Genomic DNA, 18,010 nt, shown 5'->3' on the forward strand with positions numbered 1-18,010 from the left:
CGGCCCCGGTGCCGGGTGGCACCCTTGACCTATGCCCGAACTGCCCGAGGTCGAGGCGCTCAGGGACTTCCTGACCGAGCACCTCGTCGGCCACGAGATCGTACGGGTGCTGCCCGTGGCGATCAGCGTGCTGAAGACGTACGACCCGCCGCTCGCGGCCCTGGAGGGCCATCAGGTCGCCGCCGTGCACCGGTACGGCAAGTTCCTCGACGTCGAGACCGCGGACGGCCCGCATCTGGTGACCCATCTGGCGCGCGCGGGCTGGCTGCAGTGGAGGGACAGCCTGCCCGACGGCGCGCCCCGCCCCGGCAAGGGCCCGCTGGCCCTACGCGTCGCGCTGGAGACCGGCGCCGGCTTCGACCTCACGGAGGCGGGCACGCAGAAGCGGCTCGCGGTGTACGTGGTGCGCGACCCGCTGGAGGTGCCGGGCGTCGCCCGGCTCGGCCCGGACCCGCTCGCCGACGACTTCGACGAGGCGTGCTTCACCGCGCTCCTGGCCGGCGAGCGGCGGCAGCTCAAGGGAGCCCTGCGGGACCAGTCCCTGATCGCTGGGGTGGGGAACGCCTACAGCGACGAGATCCTGCACGCGGCGAAGATGTCCCCGTTCAAACTGGCCTCGTCGCTCACCCCGGAGGAGACCGCTCGGCTGTACGCGGCCCTGCGCGTCACGCTCACCGAGGCGGTCGAGCGGTCCCGGGGCCTGGCCGCGGGCCGGCTGAAGGCGGAGAAGAAGAGCGGGCTGCGCGTGCACGGCCGCACCGGCGAGCCGTGCCCGGTGTGCGGTGACACCATCCGCGAGGTCTCCTTCAGCGACTCCTCGCTCCAGTACTGCCCGACCTGCCAGACGGGCGGCAAGCCGCTGGCGGACCGGAGGATGTCGCGGTTGCTCAAGTAGGAATCCCGCACGAACCACTCAAGTGGCCACCCTGCGAATAAAAGGGACAAAGGTCCCGAATGGTCGCGGGGGTCGGATGGGCACAGAAGGTCGGAGAAGCTACGTGACCGAGCCCACAGCGAGGATCCAGCAGTATGCCGACCGATGTCGTCGCCCGCCCGTGCCCCTCCGCCGACCAGGCGCCCCACCCGGCCGCGCCGGTTGCCGTCACCGCGGCCTTCCACCGCTTCGCCGCCCTGGACGACGGGCCCGTGAAGGAACGGCTGCAGGAGGAGCTGATGCGGGCCTGGCTGCCGATGGCCCACCGGCTCGCCGCGCGCTTCCGCGACCGGGGCGAGAGCCCCGAGGACCTGCGCCAGGTCGCCGCCCTGGGGCTGCTCAAGGCGATCCGCCGGTTCGATCCCGACCGGGGGCCGTTCGAACCCTTCGCGATACCCACCATCAGGGGCGAGATACGACGGCACTTCCGCGACCGCACCTGGGGCGTGCGGGTGCCGCGCCGGGTCCAGGAACTGCGCAACCGGGTCCGAGCGGCCTACGTGGAACTGACCCTCGTCCCCGGCAGCCCCCGTCCCACCGCCGCCGACCTGGCCCGGCACACCGGACTCTCCGAGGAGGAGGTCCGCGACGGCATGGAGGCCCTGGAAAGCTACCGCGCCCTGTCCCTCGACGCGGCGGGAGGGGACGGCGGCGCGGAGGCCGAGGGGCCGCCTCTGGCGGACGTACTGGGGGAGACGGACCACTCCTTCGAGCTCGTGGTCGACCGGGAGAGCGTCAAGGAGTCGGTGCGCCGGCTGCCCTCCCGCGAACGGGCCATCCTCTACCTGCGCTTCTTCGAGGACTGGTCGCAGAGCCGCATCGCGGAACGCATGGGCATCTCCCAGATGCACGTGTCCCGGCTGCTCAGCCAGACCTGCGCCCGGATCCGCCGGGAGACGCTCGACCCGCGGTGACCGCTCAGCCGGCGGGGAGCGTCACCAGGCGCTCCCCGTCCGTCGTGCGCACCTCGTAGCGGGCGATCTCCTCCGGGTGCAGGGCGGCGCCGCCGCGCATGGTGTTCGGCCGCGCGTCGCGCCGGGGCACGCTCCAGCTGGTGACCGTCTGCTCCGTCCCGTCGTGGCCGACGGCGATCAGCCGGCAGGGGCGCGGACCCGCCCCGTCCTTGACCCTGAGCTCGACCTCGCTTCCCCAGGCCTCGTCCTCGGCCGTGACCTGCGCCCACACCCCCGACCGCTCGTCGGTCGCGGTGATCGGCGCCGTCGGGTCGCCCTGCACGGCGAGGAGCGCGGCACCGGGCCCGGCCACGGCGAGGACGACCGCGGCGGCCACGGCGTACAGCAGGCGCCTGCGCCCGGCCCGGTGCCGGGACGCGACCTCGGACAGCAGGCGGTCCAGCAGCCTCGGTCCGGGCGCGGCCAGGGGATGCACCGGACGCGGGGTCGCCCGCCGGTACAGCATCAGCTGCCGGGTGGTGGGGCCGAACTCGGTCACCTGTGCCGCACAGCGGGGGCACTCCATGAGGTGGTCCTCGAAGCGGAAGGCATCCGCCTCGTCCAGCACGCCGAGCGCGTAGGCGCCGACGTCGCGATGCCTCTCCAGGGACCTCATGCCGAATCCTCGTGCCGTTGGGTGGGTGCGGGGTCACTCCTTGCTCCCACCCGTACGCACCGGAGAGTCGAATCACTCAAGTCACGCGCAGAATCGCAACCAAGGGATTCGGAGCGGCCCGGCCCGCGGATTGGTCCGTGCGGAAGAAAGTTCTCCCGCCCCGGTCGAACCCCCGGTGTCCCGCCGAAGGCCGTGGCTAGAAGAGGTGGATGGCGAGGTGGCCCAGTGGCAGGCCGAGCTGCCAGGCCGGCGTCCACACCTTCGGCCCCTCGTCCTCGTCGGCCCCGGACGTGCCGCCCGGCACCGCGTCGAGGTCGGGGGCGAGCAGTTCGGTCTCCTGGAGCCACCGCCAGGCCGCCCGGGCCAGCTCCAGGTCGGGCGATCGCAGGGCGTCGGCAGGATCAGCGGCGGCCAGGGCGTCGATCTCGGCGAAGCGCTCGCGCACCCACTCGTGCCACGGCTGGTCGTAGGCCGTCAGGGACAGCCAGGTCTCCAGCCGGGTGACGACCCGGATGCCGCAGAGCTCGCCCTCGGTGTCGGACAGGAACACGGTCAGCGCCAGCGCGTCCCGTCCGGCGCGGAACTCGAACGACGTCGGCGGCATCAGATCGCCGGTGCGCAGCAGTTCGTCGGCGATGTACTCGGCGTAGAACCACGCCATGGGGACGGTCAGTTCACCGCCACCGGTGCCGTCCGTGCTCTCTTGACCTCTGTGCAGCATCCCTTCCTGCCTTCCTCCGGTGCGTGCGCGTCGCCCGACCCGGGTTCGTGGGCCCCCGTCCGGAACACGGATGAGGACAGCCGATTACTCAACCGGGGTCCACGGCAAGGCGCTTTACGGAGGTTTGACTCGGCCGTCGGTTTCACCGCAGGTCGGCGGCGTAACCCGGCAGAACCCGGCGCAGGGCGCGCAGCGCGTAGTACGCGCGGGACTTCACCGTACCGGGCGGGATTCCCAGGGTCGCCGCCGCTTCCGCCACACTCGCCCCCTGGAAGTACACGAGCACCAGTACTTCACGGTGTTCCGGAGTGAGTGTCTTCACAGCCTCGCGCACGTCGAGGGTCGCGGCCGCCCGTTCGGCGTGGTCCGCGCAGACGCGCGCGTTCTCCAGCACCGCGTCGCCGACCTCCGCGGGCCGTGCCTGCCGGGCCCGGCGCGCGTCGATCGCGAGCCGTCTGCCGACCGTGAGCAGCCAGGGCCGTACGGAGTCGAAGTCGTCGGCGCGCAGGGCCTCGGGGTGCTGCCAGGCGCGCACCAGGGTCTCCTGCACCAGGTCCTCGGCGCGCTGCCGGTCGCCGTCGCTCAGCCGCAGCAGCAGCGCGAAGAGCGGCCGGCCGTGCTCGCGCTGCAGGGCGGCGAGCTCGTGCTCGGCGGTCGTCCCGTGGGGAAGGGTGGTTCCGGCCGTCATGGCCGTATGGCATCGCAGGGCGCCGCTCGCGGACAGGGCGCGCGCACGGATGTGCGACGGACGGTCGATCGCGTCGACGAACGGTTCGACGAACGGTCGCCGCGGCCGTTGCGGGACGCCGGACGGGCTAATGGGCGTGTCGGAGTCGGCCTTGGCCGGGTGCAACTCCTTTCCTGTTCATGTGTAAATGCGACTTTCCCGTGTGTGCGACCACAGCGGAGTGAACGGATGATCACACGCAGTCGGCAAGTGGCCCTGGCCCTGACCGTCCTTCTCACCGCGGGCGCGGCCTGCCAGGCCCGCGACCACGAGCCGTCGGCGCGCCCGGCCCCGGCCCCGGCGGGCACCGGCGCCTTCACGCTGGTCGCCTCCGGGGGCGTGCTGCCGCACGCCTCGGTCCTCGACCGGGCGCTCTTCGACGGGGGAGGCACGGGCTACGACTTCCGCCCCATGCTCGCCGGGGCCGAGCCCGTCGTCTCGCGCGCCGACCTCGCCCTGTGCCACCTGGAGACGGTGATCGGCGCGGACGGGGACTACGCCGGCGACCCCCTCTTCAAGTCCCCGCCGGAGGTGGCCCACGGGCTGGCCGTCACCGGCTACGACGGCTGCTCCACCGCCTCCGACCACAGCCTCGACGACGGCGTCGACGGTATCCACCGCACCCTGGACACCCTCGACCGGTCCGGGATGCGGCACGCCGGAACGGCGCGGGTCGCGGCCGAGGGGCGCACGGCCGCCATCCTGAACGCGGCCCCCGCCGTCCAGGTCGCCCACCTCTCCTACACCCACGGCACCAACGGCAACCCCCTGCCGCTGGGGCAGCCCTGGGCGGTGGACCTCATCGACGAGAAGAAGATCCTCGCGGACGCCCGGGCCGCCCGGAAGGCCGGTGCGGAGGTCGTCGTCGTGTCGCTGCACTGGGGCACGGAAGGGCAGGAGAAGCCCGACAAGATGCAACTGGCGCTGGCCGGCCGGCTCACCGCCGCGGCCACCGGCGACCGGCCGGACATCGATCTGATCCTCGGCACCCACGCCCATGTGCCGCAGGCGTACGAGAAGGTCAACGGCACCTGGGTGGTCTACGGGCTGGGCGACCAGATCGCGGGCGAGAGGACCGACGCCCGGGGCGCCCGCGATCCGCGCGGCAACCAGTCGACGATCGGCCGCTTCACCTTCGCCCCGCCCGAGCGGTCCGGCGGACGCTGGCGCGTGACGAGGGCCGAATTCGTCCCCCAGCTGTACGACCTGGACGCGGGCCGGGTGGTGAACCTCGGCCGGGCGCTCGACCAGGGTGCCGATGTGCTCGGTGTGCGCGACCGCATCCGGGCCGTGGTGCTGAGTCGGGGCGCGGCTCAGGACGGCCTGGTGATGGGGAAGTAGGTCAGGCGACGTCCACGTGGTCGAGGGCCGTCAGCATGGCCCCGAGCACCCGCAGGCACGTCGTCACGTCGGCGTCCGTGAGATCCCCGGCGACCTCTCGGAGCAGCAGGTGCTCCCGCTCCAGGACGGCGCTGATCGTCGCCCGGCCCGCTGCGGTGAGCCGGATCAGCGACGAGCGCCGGTGCGCGGGGTTCGCCGTGCTCTCGACCAGGCCGTCGGCCGCGGCGTCGTTGACCATGCGCTGCACGAACTGGCGGCTGATGGCCTGTGCGCGGCCCATCTGCGGCACGGTCATCGGCCCGTTGCGGTGCAGCAGGGTCAGCACGGCGCGCACGCCGACGGACAGGCTGTCGCCGGTCAGGCCCTGCTCCACGCTGCGCTGGGCGCGCCGGTAGAGGGGGCCGACCAGGTCGTAGACCTCGGTGAGGCGCCGGCCGAGCTCGTCCGGCGAGAGGGGTGCGTCGGTAGTGGTCACCCACCCATCATGACACCTGGGTTGCCAAGCCTGGGAACAAGATGACACCTTGGTTGTCATGACTGCTTCTCCGGATCTGCGTTTCTTCGCCTCGTCCGACGGGGACCTCGCCTATCGCGACACCGGGGCCGGTGACCTCGTGGTGCTGCTCCACTCCGGGTTCGTCGACCACCGCCTGTACGACGCCCAGATCCCGGCCCTGGCCGCCCACCACCGCGTGATCGCCCCGGACGTGCGCGGCCACGGCTTCTCTGCCAACGCCACCGAGCCGTTCCGCTGGGCGGACGACCTCGCCGGGCTGCTGCGGCACCTCGACGCCGGCCCCGCCGTGCTCGTCGGTCTGTCGATGGGCGGCGCGATCGCCACCGACACGGCCCTGGAGTACCCGGAACTGGTCCGGGCGGTGGTCGCCTGCGGCGCGGCGGCCAGCGACTTCGAGTACACCGATCCCTGGTACCGGGACATCCGGGCCGAGTACGCCCGCACCCTGGCGGCCGGCGACCTCGACGGCTGGCTCGCCGCGTTCCTCCGCGTGGTGCCCGGCCCCGGCCGCACGGAGGCCGACATCGACCCCCGCATCCTGCGCCGCCTGCGCGAGATGGCCCTCCACACCATGTCCAAGCACAGCCCCGGCGAGCCCCAGCTGCACGTGCCGATGACCGACACGTGGTCCCGGGTCCCGGAGATCGACGTGCCGGTCCTCGCCGTCAACGGATCGCTCGAACCGGACGACCTGACCGGCGCGGCCGAACTGCTCGTCCGCACCGTGCGCGACGGCCGGTCCGTGACCGTCGACGGCGTCGGTCACTACACGAACCTGGAGAGGCCGGAGGAGTTCAACAAGATCGTGCTCGACTTCCTCCGTACCCTGTGACGGCCCCTACCGGCCCCGGGCCAGCGCCGAACGCCGGTAGGAGTAGCCGAAGTAGACGACCAGGCCGACCGCGAACCACACGGCGAACCGCGCCCACGTCTGCCACTGCAGGAACGTGATCAGCCAGATCGAGAAGACGATCCCCAGCGCCGGCACGAACGGCATCCACGGCGTGCGGAAGGTGCGCGGCAGGTCCGGCTGCCGGTAGCGCAGCACGATCACCGCCGCGCACACCACCACGAACGCGAGCAGGATGCCGATGTTGGTCAGTTCGGCCGCCTCGCCGATCGGCAGGAACCCGGCGATGGCGGCCGACGCGAACCCGACGATCCAGGTGACCCGGGTCGGCACGTGCCGCGTCGGGTGCGTCTTGGCGAACCACCTGGGCAGCAGCCCGTCCCGGCTCATGCTGAACCACACCCGCGTGACACCCAGCATGAACGTGAACATCACGGTGAGGATGCCGATGATGGCGCCCACCGCGATGACGTCGGCCAGGCCGCTGAGCCCCACCGACTTGAACGCCGTCGAGAAGCCGCTCTCCGGGTCGATGTCCTTGTAGTTCTGCATGCCGGTCAGGACCAGGCAGGCCAGCACGTACAGCACCATCGAGATCGCCAGCGAGTAGATGATCGCCTTCGGCATGTGCCGCTGGGCGTCCTTGGACTCCTCGGCCGCCGTCGACATGGCGTCGTAGCCGAAGACCGCGAAGAACACCGTGGCCGCGCCGGTGAACGCCCCGCCGATCCCGTACGGGAAGAACGGGTTGTAGTTCGCGGTGTCGATGTGGAAGAAACCGACGGCGATCACCAACAGCACCACCAGCACCTTCAGTACGACGACCACCATCTCGAAGCGGGCCGCGTTCTTGATGCCGAGGTTCAGCAGGTACGCGATGAGCAGGCACAGCACCGCCGCGAACAGGTCGACCCGGTGCCCGTCGCCGGTGCCGGGCGCGCCCAGCATCCAGGCCGGCAGTTCGGCACCCGTCTCGCCGAGCAGGAAGCTGAAGTAGCCCGAGATGCCGATGGCGACCACCGCCACGATCGCCGTGTACTCCAGCAGCAGGTCCCAGCCGATGAACCAGCCCGCCAGCTCGCCGAGCACCGCGTAGCCGTAGGTGTACGCGGAGCCCGCCTTGGGGATCAGCCCGGCGAACTCGGCGTACGACAGCGCCGCCGCCGCGCTCGCCAAACCGGCGATCAGGAAGGACACCAGGACCGCGGGACCGGCCGTGCCGTTGGCGACCGTGCCCGCCAGGGTGAAGATGCCCGCCCCGATGATGCCGCCCACGCCGATCGCGGTCAGCTGCCACAGGCCCAGCGACCGTTCCAGCCGGGGGCCCTCACCGACCTCCGTCTCCTCGATGTGCTCGATGGGTTTGCGACGGAGAATGCCCTCGCCCATGCGGAGCCCGGCCATGCGCCTCACCTCTTTGTGATCGGCAAACGGCTGACGGTGGATCATGATGGCTCACGCGCGTCCCCGACGGAAGGCACGACGCACACACCGCGCCGACGGGCGTTACGGCACCACCGTCACAGGCCAGCGCCCCGCCTTCACCAGCCGGACCGCGACGGAACCCACGATCCGGTGCCCGGCCTGCTCGGAGGCGCCCACGACCACCGCGTCCGCCTTCAGCTGGTCGGCCGCCGTCACCAGGCCGTTGTAGGGATCGCCGCGGAACGTGTGGAACTCCCAGCGCACCTCGAATATCCCCTTCGCCCGCTCGGCCGCGGCACGGATCTGCGCCACCAGGTCCTCGGCGATCTCGTCGGTCGTCTCCACCACCGGCGCGCCGAGAGCAGCCCCCGCCGCCATCACGGGCTGCACGTACACCACGGCGAGCAGGGCCCGCTGCCGCCTGGCCAGCCCACCGGCGTAGGCCGCCGCGCGGAGCGAGGAGTCGGAGCCGTCCACCCCGACCACGATGACCTTCGGCCCGTCCGTGCCCCGCTCGAACCGATGGGGGTGCGAGTGCTGCTGTTCCGTCACGCCGGTGAGGCTATCGGAACCCGCGCGTCCGGCCCTCCCGCGTCCCTCCGGTCACACCCCCGGCGAAGTGATCACTGGGCCGCGCGAGTGGATTCGTACCGCCGCCCCGGTGTTGCTCAGGAGCGCCGGTCCCACGCCGGGCGACTGATGAGTCATGAAGACGGATCAGTTGCTCACGCGGCGCCGCGCCCTGATCGCCGGTGCCGTCGCTGTGGGGGCGGCGGGCACCGCCGGAGTGCTCGCGGCGGGCCAGGGGGAGGGGCCGGTCCGTCCAGCCGCCCCCGGCCCGGGCGCCCAGGCGCACCGCCCGCTCAAGCCCTCCGCCTACCGCCTCCAGCCCCTGACCGGCCACGGCGCGCCGCGTACCGGGCCCGGCCGGACCCCGGTACGCCGCGAGCCGCTGCTGCGCCTGACGGGACGAGGCCGCGTCATGGTGCTGACCTTCGACGACGGACCCGACCCCCGCTACACCCCGGACATCCTGGACACGCTGGCGAAGTACGAGGTCCGCGCGATGTTCTTCGTGTGCGGGGAGATGACCGTCGGCAACCAGGACCTGCTGGCCCGGATGGCCGACGAGGGCCACGAGGTCGGCAACCACACCTGGTCCCACCCCCTGCTGACCCGGCTCACCCGGCGCCGGATCCGCTCCGAGATGGAACGCACCAGCGATGTCATCGAGGAGGGCTGGGGAGAGCGGCCCAGGTGGTTCCGCGCGCCGTACGGAGCGTGGAACCGCGCGGCCTTCCAGGTGGGCGCGGAACTCGGCATGGAGCCGCTCGCCTGGACCGTCGACACCCTCGACTGGACCACGCCCGGCACCGGCACCATCGTCGAGCGGGTCGACGACGGAGCCGGTCCCGGCGTCGTGGTGCTCTCCCACGACGCCGGGGGCAACCGCTCCCAGAGCGTCCGCGCCCTGCGCTCCTACCTGCCGCAGCTGCTGGACGCCGGCTACCACATCACCGTCCCCCGGCGGTGGCACGCCTGACCGACGCCCGCCCGGCCCGGGCCCGCCAGGCTCGGAACGCTCAGCGGGTTCCGGCCAGGCGGGCGAACGCGACGACGTTGCCCTCGTAGCCGTTCTCCTCGGTGAAGCCGCCGCCGCAGGTGATGACCCGCAGTTCGGGGCTGCCCTTGGAGGCGTAGACCCGGTCGCCGGGGAAGCCGTCCTTCTCGAACACCTCGACGCCGTAGATCTCGAACACCGCGGTCCTCCCGTCCTGGCGGGTGATCTCGACCTTGTCGCCCTTCTTCAGGGCTCCGAGTCCGTAGAACACGGCGGGGCCCTGGTCGTTGTCGACGTGACCGACCACGACCGCGGTGCCCTTCTCGCCCGGCGTGACGCCGCCGGTGAACCAGCCCGCCAGATTCGCGTCCTCGGGCGGCGGCGCGTCGACCCAGCCGTCGGCGTCCAGACCGACCGCCGTGACCGGCGCGTCGACCTGGATCGCGGGGATCCTGACCCGGTCGGGGACCGAGTAGGGCAGAGGCGCGAGACCCCCGGCGGGAGGCGTGGCGCCGGGCGCACGAGTGTCGGAGGCGGCGGCCGCCGACGCGGGCTGCGGCGGGCCCACGTCGAACTCCCCCGAACCGTTGCGGATCAGCGCGAGGCCGGTCAGCAGGACCAGCGCTATCACGCCCCAGGGCGCGCGCCTCCTCCGCGGCTCCTCCTCTTCCGCCAGCCCGGACGCAGACATCCACCATCCCCTCTCGGCACGGCCGTCGCCGTGTCACTCGCGCATACGGGCACGCTAAGCGCCGCGCGACCGCACCGCGACGGGAGAGAGGCGAACGGGTGGTCCCCCGGACCTTCGGTACGCCATTCGGGAATCCCTGTGCGGGAACCTTATCGACAGTGTGTGACCTGCGGTGATCCGTGCTCGCGCGGTCCGGCCGGGCAGGTGCGCTCACCAGGACGGACCATTCCCGACATGCGGCCCCGGGCAAGGCGACTGAGGGTCTTGTATGGAAGACGCTTTCTCGCCGATCGACCGGGCATTGGGTCCCGGGGCGTCTTCAGCGGAGGATCACATGCGTAACTCTCGTGCCCTGGCGGCCGCATGCGCTGCGGTCGCCGTTCTCGGGCTCGCCGCCCCCACGGCCTTCGCGGGGGATGTGCCGAGCGGCACCGTCGCCCTGCCGGGGACCGACGGCGGTGCCGGGGGCGGAGTCGGCGGAGTCGGTGCCAACGACGGCTTCGGGGGCAACGACAACGACGGCTTCGGCGGCGACGACGGTGGCTTCGGAGGAGACGGGAACGACGACGGTTTCGGAGGCGACGGCGGCGACAACGGCTTCGGAGGGAACGGCGACGGCGGCGACAACGGCTTCGGAGGCGACGACGGCGGCAACGGCATCGGAGGCAACGGCGGTCACGGGATCCCGAGCAACATCGTCGCCCTGCCCAGCGTGATCGCCGCCGGCGGTCGGCTGACCGTCACGGTCGACGGTTGCCCGGAGGGCGGCACGATGACCTCGCGGGCCTTCGGGACCGCCCGCCTGACCCCGGTCAGCAGCGCCAACCAGACATCGAGGGGCACCGCCACCGTCAACAGCACCGCCCGGCCGGGTTCGTACGACATCACGGTCGGCTGCTCGGGCAGAAGGCTGACCCGCCCGGCTGCCTTCACCGTCCTCGGCGGTGTCCGCGGCGGTGTCGGCGGAAGCAGAACCGGCGGTGCGACCGCGGCCGACATCGCCATCGGCGGCGGACTCGTCGCCTCGGCCGTCGGCGGCGGCGGGCTGTTCTGGATGCGCCGCCGGGCCGAACGGCGGACGTGACCTCCGTCCCAACGACCCCGCAGCACATGCCGAAGGGGCTCCCCCGGACCTTCGAAGGTCCGGGGGAACCCCGTCGAGCAACTCCGGTGCCGGGCGCCGCGGTGGGCGACCGAGGACGCGTGTCAGCCCTGGACGCCCGGGAAGAGGCTCAGGAACGGCCCCGTCGACGCCGCGACGCCGCGGCTGTAGGGCGCGTCGAAGTCCCAGATCAGGAAGAGCAGGAAGGCGATCAGCGCGGAGAACATCCCGGCGAGCACCAGTTCACGCGCCGTGCGGCGGATCTGCAGCGCGAAGACCATGCCGACGGTGACGACGCCTCCGGCGATGAGCCCGAACCACACCACCCCCGGCATCGTCGCCCCGGTCGACTCCGCCCGGGCACTGCGGGCCTGGTCCGCCGCCGTCACCTGGTCGACGAGCGGCTGGTAGGCCTGCGCCTCGAAGTCCGTCCTCGGTTCGTAGTCGGTGACGTCGGCACGGACGCGGTCGAGCAGCTCGGTGCCGCGTTCGGTGACCCGGCCGTGGTCGGCCATGGCCTTCCATTCGGTGGTCACGACGTGTCCGACATAGGCGTTGACATCGTCCCGGATCCGGTCACGCACCTCGGGCGGATAGACCCGGACGCGTTCCGAGATCTCGTGCAGGGCCACCGCCTCCGCCTGCACGTGGTCCTGGGCGGCGCTGCGCGCCTCCCAGACTCCCGCGATGGCCAGACCCAGGACGATGGCGTACACCACGCCGATCCACATCGTCATGTACTCGATGACGTCCGGGGTCTCGGTGATGTCCTCGTCGTCGGACGCCGTCCGGTGCCGTACGACGGTGACGACGACCACCACGGCGCAGGCGGCGAGCATCGCGAGGGTGAGAACAAGCCATTCCGGCAAGAGGAGCCTCCAGGAATCAGCGCGGGCGGAGCGCGGCGACGGCGACCACCGCGGGTGCCGTGATGAGCAGGACGAAGACGAGCGGCGACGGGGCGCCGCGGGTGGGCCGCCGGTGCGGCCGGTCGGCGCGGTACCGGGGGTAGTGCACCGGGGTCAGCGACGGACGGGGCGTGGGGGTGGCCGACGGCGCGGGCGCGGGAGCCGGGGGCCGGACCGATGCCGGCGTGGGCCTCGGCGTGGGTGTCGGTGTGGGTGTCGGCGTCGGCGTCGGTGTCGGTGTGGGCCGGGCCGGTGCGGGCCGCGAGGGCGGGGGAGGCGGCGGCTCGGGTTTCGGGGTGGGCGTGGGCTCGGGCGGTGGAGGCGTGGGCTCGGGCGGAGGGGGCGTCGGAGTCGGTGTCGGCGTGGGCGTGGGCTTCGGGCACGGCGGGAAGGTCGGCCAGGAGTCACTCCCGGCGACCGCCACGGCCTCGGTCCCGCCCGGGCCGGTCGAGGCGTACGCACAGGCGTCGGCCCGTGCCGCGCCGGCCGGTGCGCCGACGAGCGTCAACGCCAGCGTCACCAGGGCCAACACCCGCCCGGCGAAGGCGGATCGGGTCGGTTCGGGTGCATGCACGACGGAGATCATGAAGCCTGGCACGCCGGGCCACACCCGAGTGCCGGGGGATTGCCCCGAAGGAGGGACAGTCGTCGACCGGCGGTTTGATCGGCCGGCACGTTCCTCTCCGCGATCCCGCACTCGCGTACGAGGAGCAGGCGTACGAGGACATGGCGCGCCGGATCCCGCGCCGCGCCGCGACGGCCCCCGCCGCGCCCGACCGGCTCCGGAAAGAAATCCGGTCCCCGGTTGAACACAACCCGCGCCCCGCTGCGTACCCAGTGTCGTGCGGCGGCGCAGCAGGGCGCCGCAACACCTTGTGACGATCGGGGAATCGACGATGAAGACCTCCTGGCGGAGCGCCTCACTCGTGGCGAGCGCTGCGGCGGTGCTGGCGCTGACGACGGCGTGCGGTCAGGACGGCGGCAGCGCCGCGAACAGCCAGAACGTGGGTGCGACGGCCGCGCCCGGCGACGTCGGCAGCATCGGTGCCGGGGCCGGTGACGGGCTCGGTACCGGCACGAACGACGGGCAGCAGGCGGCGAGTCCGCCCGCCTCCGCGGGCAAGCTGTCCGTCTCCGAGGACGCCGAACTCGGCGAGCTGGTGACCGACGGCTCGGGCCGCACCCTGTACCGCTTCGACCAGGACACGGCCCAGCCGCCCAAGACGACGTGCGACGGGGACTGCGCCACCGCCTGGCCGCCCGTGGCCGCGGACGACGCCATCGCCGGCGAGGGCATCGACAAGGCCCTGCTCGGAGAGGTCACCCGGGCCGACGGCACCAAGCAGCTGACCATCGGCGGCTGGCCGGCGTACCGCTACGCCAAGGACACCGCCGCCGGGGACGTCAAGGGCCAGGGTGTGGGCGGCAAGTGGTATGCGCTCGCCCCGGACGGCAAGAAGGCGAAGGCCGCCGACCTGCCCGGTCTGTCCACGCGCGACGACCCGGAGCTCGGCGAGATCGTCGTCGACAAGAACGGCATGACCGTCTACCGCTTCATGAAGGACGAGGCGTGGCCCGAGCCGGTGTCGGCGTGCAACGGCGCCTGCCTGGAGAAGTGGCCGGCCGTGGCCCCCGTCGCCGCGGCCGACACCAAGGGCGTGGAGAAGAAGGGCCTGATGAGCTTCACCCGCTCCGACGGCGCCAAGCAGCAGACGGTCGACTGCTGGCCCATCTACACCTTCGCCGGTGACAAGAAGCCCGGCGACACCAACGGTCAGGGCGTCGGCGGCACCTGGTACGCCGTCGCACCCGACGGAAAGCCGGTCGGCGCGCCGGAGAAGTAGAAACCCCCTCCCCAGGGTTTCGCCTCGCCCGGACGGGCACCACCGCACGCGAAGGGAGGGACGAGGGCGAGCGAGAGTGCCGTACGAACCCCGCGGCGCGCGACCACGGGTCCGTCCCCTCCGCACCCAGGCGGAGGGGACGGACCCGTTTCGGGTGCTTCGTCGCCGCCTGGGCGAGCGGCACGTGCCGCAGGCAGTGACCGGGAACGGATGGTCAATTTCCGTTTGGGCTCGCTCCATTGGCGGGCGATCAGTAGCCTCGGCTCGAACACCGGATCGCCTATGCCATGGAGAGATAGATGGAGCGTCCCGCCTGGGCTCCACGGAGCATCGACATCTCGGTGCCGAGCGTGTCCCGGATCTACGACTTCTACCTGGGCGGTTCGCACAACTTCGAGGTCGACCGGGAAGCGGCCCGCAAGGCCCTGGAGTTCATGCCGGGGCTGCCGAAGATCATGCAGGCGAACCGGGCCTTCATGCGCCGCGCGGTGCGCTTCGCGGCCGGTGAGGGCATCACCCAGTTCCTGGACATCGGCTCCGGCATCCCCACCTTCGGCAACGTCCACGAGGTGGCCCAGGCGGTCCGGCCCGGCGCACGCGTGGTGTACGTCGACCACGACCCGGTGGCGGTCGCGCACAGCCAGGCGGTCCTGGAGGACAACGCCGACGCGGACGTCGTGAACGCGGACCTCCTCAAGCCCCGGGAGATCCTCTCCAGCCCCCAGGTGGAGCGGCTGATCGACGTGAATCGGCCGGTTGCCCTCCTTCTCGTTGCCATACTGCACTTCGTGGAAGACGCGGACGACCCGTACGGGGCGGTGGCCGAACTGCGCGACGCGCTCGCGCCCGGCAGCCTGATCGTCCTCACGCATGCCTCGTACGAGGGAATCCCGCTGCCCGCCGAACGGGCCGGGGGTGCGGTGGACGTGTACAAGGACATTCGCAATCCGCTGATCATGCGCTCGCGCGACGAGATCGCGCGGTTCTTCGAGGGGTACGACATGGTGGAACCCGGCTTGGTGCCGATGCCGCGCTGGCGGCCCGAGACGGCGCCGGAGGACGAGGACCCCTACGCGTTCTCCGGTTTCGCGGGCGTGGGGCGTACCGCGTGATGGCTGAGCCGGACGGGCCGGAGGACAGACTGCGTCGGTTCGCCACGATCTGGAGCCGGGCGGTGTTCCCGGTGACCTCGACGTCGTCGACCCGGCCCGAGTTCGAGGGGCAACTGCTGCCGCTGGCCCGGCGGCTGAGCGAGGCGCTGCGGGCCCGGGCCTTCGACCAGGAGGAGGCCAAGGCGGTCGGCGCCGCGCTCGTCGGCGCCCACTGCACCGACCCCGAGGCGCTCAGCCGGACGCTGGACTGCGTCGACGCCTACCTGGTGCTCTACTGCGGCCACGACGGCGACCCGGAGCACCTGCGGGCGCGCTCGGCACGGCTGCAGCACGCCATGGCGGCCGGGTTCGCGCAGGCGCTGCGGGAGCGCACCCTGGCCGAGCAGGAGGCCATCGCCCAGGCCGCCCTGAAGGCGCAGGGCGTGGTCGCCCAGGCGCTGCACGCCAGCGAGGCGCGCTTCCGCGCGGTCTTCGAAGGCGCCGCCATAGGCATCGGCATCGCCGACCTGGACGGCAACGTGCTGCAGGTCAACGGGGCACTGACACGCATGTTCGGCCTGACCGACCAGAAACTGCGCAGCCGCAACGCCAAGGAGTGGACCCACCCCGACGACGCGCCGCAGACCTGGCGGCTCTACGAGGAGCTGGTGCGCGGCCAGCGCGAGCACTACCACGTGGAGAAGGCCTTCTACCGGCCCGACGGCACGGTCCTGTGGACCAATCTGACGGTCTCTCTGCTGCGCGACGCCGACGGCGCCCCGCGCTACCAGCTGGCCCTCATGGAGGACACCACCGAGCGCCGCCTGCTCAATCTGCGGCTGCGCTACGAGGCCACGCACGACGCCCTGACCGGCCTGCCCAACCGCAGCTTCTTCTTCGAACGCCTGGAGAAGGCACTGAGCGCGGGTCCGGGCCAGCGCTTCGGCCTGTGCTACCTCGACCTCGACGGTTTCAAGACCGTCAACGACAGCCTCGGTCACGCGGCCGGCGACCGGCTGCTCGTCGAGGTCGCCGACAGGCTGCAGGCGTGCGCCACCGCGCCCGGCGAGATGGTCGCCCGGCTCGGCGGCGACGAGTTCGTGGCGCTCACCACCGGCCCGGACACCGCGCACGAGGTCGACGAGCTGGCCGGGCGCATCATGAACGCCCTGCTCGCCCCGATCAGCATCGACGGCCGGGAGCTGACCGTCCGGGGCAGCATCGGGATCGTGGAGGGCCCGGCGGGGGAGCGCAGCCCGGCGGAGGTGCTGCGCAGCGCCGACATCACCATGTACCGGGCCAAGTCGGCGGGCGGCAACCGGTTCGAGCTGGCCGACCCGGAGGCCGACGCCCGCGTCATCACCCGGCACGGGCTGACGACCGCGCTGCCGGCCGCCCTGGAGAGGGGCGAGTTCTTCATCGAGTACCAGCCGCTGGTCCGGCTCGGCGACGGCACCGTGCGCGGAGCCGAGGCACTGGTGCGGTGGCTGCACCCGCAGCACGGGGTGCTCGGACCGGACCGGTTCATCCCGCTCGCCGAGCACACGGGGCTCATCGTGCCGCTGGGCCGCTGGGTGCTGGAGCAGTCGGTGCGCCAGGCCCGCGAGTGGCGGGAGCGCCACGGCGGCGCGGACGCCGCGGGGCCGCTGCGCATCAACGTCAATCTCTCGCCCTGCCAGCTCAACCACCCCGGCCTGGTGCAGGACACCGTCGACATCCTGGAGCGGGCGGGTGTCGCCCCCGACGCGCTGTGCCTGGAGGTGACGGAGTCGGCGCTGATCGGCGCCGACGACGATCTGCTGAAGCCGTTGCGCCGCCTGGCCGAGATGGGTGTCGACATCGCCCTGGACGATTTCGGCACCGGCTACTCCAACCTGGCAAACCTGCGCCGGCTGCCGGTGAGCGTCCTGAAGCTGGACCGCTCCTTCACCCAGAGCATGCAGCAGTTCCCGGCCGACCCTGTGGACCTCAAGATCGTCGAGGGCATCGTCTCCCTGGCCCACAGCCTGGATCTCGCGGTCACGGTGGAGGGCGTGGAGACCGGAGCCCAGGCCGAGCAGCTGCGCATACTGGGCTGCGACACCGCCCAGGGCTGGTACTACGCCCGTCCCGGCCCGCCGGACCGGCTGCACGAGCTGGCGCTGGTGGACGCCTCGGGCTGACCCGGCCGGCCCGGCGGCGACCGGCGGACTACTCCGCGGCGCGCACGGCGGCACCGGCGGAGGCGACATCGAGGTCGACCACGACCTCCTCGCCCTCCCGGCGGCCGCGCTCCGTGATCGCCAGTCCGATGAGCGCCAGTTCCGCGGCAGCGTCACGCAGCGCGTACCGCCCGGGGCTCTCCGGGCCGGGCTCGACGTTCTCGTCGCGCTGCCACGCGGCCACGGCGGCCTCCGCCAGGGCCCCGGGCAGACGGACGGTGACCCGGTCGGTCTGTGCCGCGACCCGGGCGCCGATCGCCGCCAGCACCTTCACGTCGTCCTCGTACCGCAGATACTGCTCGTCGCTCACAGCGCGAGGGTACGCGGGAAGAGCCCGCCGAACGCGGTGCATTTCCGGGTCGTGTCGCGGCGCCGGCGGTTCGTTCCCGTCCCCTCGGCCCTGCCGGCACATTCCCGCCCGCCCCGCGACGCCTGGCACGCACTTCCCCCGCTGCCTCGACGGCGCGGGGACCCCCAGCCGCGTTCGCCGGATCGCTTCGCGTTCGCCGGATCGCTTACGGAGCCACC

19 protein-coding genes are annotated in these 18,010 nt (G+C 72.4%); 9 read left to right on the forward strand and 10 right to left on the reverse strand.

Annotated features, from left to right (window positions below; translation table 11 throughout):
• Positions 1 to 31 precede the first annotated feature (31 nt).
• Entirely contained in the window at positions 32 to 895 is an 864-nt protein-coding gene (locus IE260_RS12080; protein ID WP_189870819.1) for an Fpg/Nei family DNA glycosylase, read from the forward strand.
• Positions 896 to 1,029: 134 nt separating this feature from the next.
• Entirely contained in the window at positions 1,030 to 1,848 is an 819-nt protein-coding gene (locus tag IE260_RS12085; protein ID WP_189870821.1) for a SigB/SigF/SigG family RNA polymerase sigma factor, read from the forward strand.
• 4 nt (positions 1,849 to 1,852) lie between these two features.
• Here IE260_RS12085 and IE260_RS12090 read toward each other — a convergent pair whose 3' ends face one another.
• The 3 genes from IE260_RS12090 to IE260_RS12100 form a co-directional block, all read right to left on the reverse strand.
• Positions 1,853 to 2,503 carry a zf-HC2 domain-containing protein gene (locus IE260_RS12090; protein ID WP_189870823.1) on the reverse strand — a complete coding sequence of 217 codons (651 nt, stop codon included), beginning with the start codon at positions 2,501 to 2,503 and terminating at the stop codon, positions 1,853 to 1,855.
• 196 nt (positions 2,504 to 2,699) lie between these two features.
• Positions 2,700 to 3,224 (reverse strand): hypothetical protein, encoded by a 525-nt coding sequence (locus IE260_RS12095; protein ID WP_189870824.1) that lies wholly within the window; start codon positions 3,222 to 3,224, stop codon positions 2,700 to 2,702.
• A gap of 142 nt (positions 3,225 to 3,366) precedes the next feature.
• A complete protein-coding gene (locus IE260_RS12100) occupies positions 3,367 to 3,912 on the reverse strand; it encodes a sigma-70 family RNA polymerase sigma factor (protein WP_189870826.1) in 546 nt (181 codons plus the stop codon).
• A 228-nt stretch (positions 3,913 to 4,140) separates the two neighbouring features.
• Here IE260_RS12100 and IE260_RS12105 point away from each other — a divergent pair, with 228 nt between their 5' ends.
• A complete protein-coding gene (locus tag IE260_RS12105) occupies positions 4,141 to 5,292 on the forward strand; it encodes a CapA family protein (RefSeq protein ID WP_189870828.1) in 1,152 nt (383 codons plus the stop codon).
• Between the two features lies 1 nt (position 5,293).
• Here IE260_RS12105 and IE260_RS12110 read toward each other — a convergent pair whose 3' ends face one another.
• Positions 5,294 to 5,767, reverse strand: coding sequence for a MarR family winged helix-turn-helix transcriptional regulator (locus tag IE260_RS12110; protein ID WP_189870830.1), 474 nt, complete (start codon positions 5,765 to 5,767; stop codon positions 5,294 to 5,296).
• 58 nt (positions 5,768 to 5,825) lie between these two features.
• On the opposite strand from IE260_RS12110, the gene IE260_RS12115 reads away from it, so the two are divergent.
• Entirely contained in the window at positions 5,826 to 6,641 is an 816-nt protein-coding gene (locus tag IE260_RS12115; RefSeq protein ID WP_189870832.1) for an alpha/beta fold hydrolase, read from the forward strand.
• 6 nt (positions 6,642 to 6,647) lie between these two features.
• Here the strand turns inward: IE260_RS12115 and IE260_RS12120 are convergent, their stop codons facing one another.
• Positions 6,648 to 8,063: an amino acid permease gene (locus IE260_RS12120; protein WP_189870834.1), complete on the reverse strand. Its 1,416-nt coding sequence runs from the start codon at positions 8,061 to 8,063 to the stop codon at positions 6,648 to 6,650.
• Between the two features lie 102 nt (positions 8,064 to 8,165).
• Positions 8,166 to 8,636, reverse strand: a complete 471-nt coding sequence (locus IE260_RS12125; RefSeq protein ID WP_189870836.1) for a universal stress protein — start codon at positions 8,634 to 8,636, stop codon at positions 8,166 to 8,168.
• 154 nt (positions 8,637 to 8,790) lie between these two features.
• On the opposite strand from IE260_RS12125, the gene IE260_RS12130 reads away from it, so the two are divergent.
• The gene (locus IE260_RS12130; RefSeq protein ID WP_189870838.1) at positions 8,791 to 9,627 is read left to right on the forward strand and encodes a polysaccharide deacetylase family protein; all 837 of its coding nucleotides are present in this window, start codon (positions 8,791 to 8,793) and stop codon (positions 9,625 to 9,627) included.
• A 40-nt stretch (positions 9,628 to 9,667) separates the two neighbouring features.
• Here IE260_RS12130 and IE260_RS12135 read toward each other — a convergent pair whose 3' ends face one another.
• Complete coding sequence (locus IE260_RS12135; RefSeq protein ID WP_189870840.1) at positions 9,668 to 10,336, reverse strand: class F sortase; 669 nt, start codon at positions 10,334 to 10,336, stop codon at positions 9,668 to 9,670.
• Between the two features lie 658 nt (positions 10,337 to 10,994).
• Here IE260_RS12135 and IE260_RS41630 point away from each other — a divergent pair.
• Positions 10,995 to 11,420, forward strand: coding sequence for a hypothetical protein (locus IE260_RS41630; RefSeq protein ID WP_229880698.1), 426 nt, complete (start codon positions 10,995 to 10,997; stop codon positions 11,418 to 11,420).
• Between the two features lie 122 nt (positions 11,421 to 11,542).
• Here the strand turns inward: IE260_RS41630 and IE260_RS12145 are convergent, their stop codons facing one another.
• Both IE260_RS12145 and IE260_RS42570 read right to left on the reverse strand, forming a co-directional pair.
• Positions 11,543 to 12,307: a bestrophin-like domain gene (locus tag IE260_RS12145; protein ID WP_189870844.1), complete on the reverse strand. Its 765-nt coding sequence runs from the start codon at positions 12,305 to 12,307 to the stop codon at positions 11,543 to 11,545.
• Positions 12,308 to 12,323: 16 nt separating this feature from the next.
• The gene (locus tag IE260_RS42570) at positions 12,324 to 12,455 is read right to left on the reverse strand and encodes a hypothetical protein (RefSeq protein ID WP_268254921.1); all 132 of its coding nucleotides are present in this window, start codon (positions 12,453 to 12,455) and stop codon (positions 12,324 to 12,326) included.
• A gap of 787 nt (positions 12,456 to 13,242) precedes the next feature.
• On the opposite strand from IE260_RS42570, the gene IE260_RS12155 reads away from it, so the two are divergent.
• The 3 genes from IE260_RS12155 to IE260_RS12165 all read left to right on the forward strand — a co-directional run bounded on the left by IE260_RS12155 (position 13,243) and on the right by IE260_RS12165 (position 17,443).
• Complete coding sequence (locus IE260_RS12155) at positions 13,243 to 14,190, forward strand: SCO0930 family lipoprotein (RefSeq protein WP_189870846.1); 948 nt, start codon at positions 13,243 to 13,245, stop codon at positions 14,188 to 14,190.
• Between the two features lie 299 nt (positions 14,191 to 14,489).
• The gene (locus IE260_RS12160) at positions 14,490 to 15,302 is read left to right on the forward strand and encodes an SAM-dependent methyltransferase (RefSeq protein WP_189870848.1); all 813 of its coding nucleotides are present in this window, start codon (positions 14,490 to 14,492) and stop codon (positions 15,300 to 15,302) included.
• Complete coding sequence (locus tag IE260_RS12165) at positions 15,299 to 17,443, forward strand: putative bifunctional diguanylate cyclase/phosphodiesterase (RefSeq protein ID WP_189870849.1); 2,145 nt, start codon at positions 15,299 to 15,301, stop codon at positions 17,441 to 17,443. The genes IE260_RS12160 and IE260_RS12165 overlap by 4 nt, the downstream gene beginning before the upstream one ends.
• Before the next feature lie 28 nt (positions 17,444 to 17,471).
• Here the strand turns inward: IE260_RS12165 and IE260_RS12170 are convergent, their stop codons facing one another.
• Positions 17,472 to 17,792 (reverse strand): hypothetical protein, encoded by a 321-nt coding sequence (locus IE260_RS12170; RefSeq protein WP_229880666.1) that lies wholly within the window; start codon positions 17,790 to 17,792, stop codon positions 17,472 to 17,474.
• Positions 17,793 to 18,010: the final 218 nt, after the last annotated feature.

The organism is Streptomyces viridiviolaceus, from assembly GCF_014650995.1.
Taxonomy (GTDB): domain Bacteria; phylum Actinomycetota; class Actinomycetes; order Streptomycetales; family Streptomycetaceae; genus Streptomyces; species Streptomyces viridiviolaceus.

What these genes read in the sequence shown, in the direction of transcription:
- IE260_RS12155 (WP_189870846.1), top strand. Translation starts at nt 13,243, where the DNA reads ATGAAGACCTCCTGGCGGAGCGCCTCACTCGTGGCGAGCGCTGCGGCG.
- IE260_RS12115 (WP_189870832.1), top strand. Translation starts at nt 5,826, where the DNA reads ATGACTGCTTCTCCGGATCTGCGTTTCTTCGCCTCGTCCGACGGGGAC.
- IE260_RS12090 (WP_189870823.1), bottom strand. Translation starts at nt 2,503, where the DNA reads ATGAGGTCCCTGGAGAGGCATCGCGACGTCGGCGCCTACGCGCTCGGC.
- IE260_RS12130 (WP_189870838.1), top strand. Translation starts at nt 8,791, where the DNA reads ATGAAGACGGATCAGTTGCTCACGCGGCGCCGCGCCCTGATCGCCGGT.
- IE260_RS12120 (WP_189870834.1), bottom strand. Translation starts at nt 8,063, where the DNA reads ATGGCCGGGCTCCGCATGGGCGAGGGCATTCTCCGTCGCAAACCCATC.
- IE260_RS12160 (WP_189870848.1), top strand. Translation starts at nt 14,490, where the DNA reads ATGGAGCGTCCCGCCTGGGCTCCACGGAGCATCGACATCTCGGTGCCG.
- IE260_RS12085 (WP_189870821.1), top strand. Translation starts at nt 1,030, where the DNA reads ATGCCGACCGATGTCGTCGCCCGCCCGTGCCCCTCCGCCGACCAGGCG.
- IE260_RS12135 (WP_189870840.1), bottom strand. Translation starts at nt 10,336, where the DNA reads ATGTCTGCGTCCGGGCTGGCGGAAGAGGAGGAGCCGCGGAGGAGGCGC.
- IE260_RS12105 (WP_189870828.1), top strand. Translation starts at nt 4,141, where the DNA reads ATGATCACACGCAGTCGGCAAGTGGCCCTGGCCCTGACCGTCCTTCTC.
- IE260_RS12095 (WP_189870824.1), bottom strand. Translation starts at nt 3,224, where the DNA reads ATGCTGCACAGAGGTCAAGAGAGCACGGACGGCACCGGTGGCGGTGAA.
- IE260_RS12080 (WP_189870819.1), top strand. Translation starts at nt 32, where the DNA reads ATGCCCGAACTGCCCGAGGTCGAGGCGCTCAGGGACTTCCTGACCGAG.
- IE260_RS12100 (WP_189870826.1), bottom strand. Translation starts at nt 3,912, where the DNA reads ATGACGGCCGGAACCACCCTTCCCCACGGGACGACCGCCGAGCACGAG.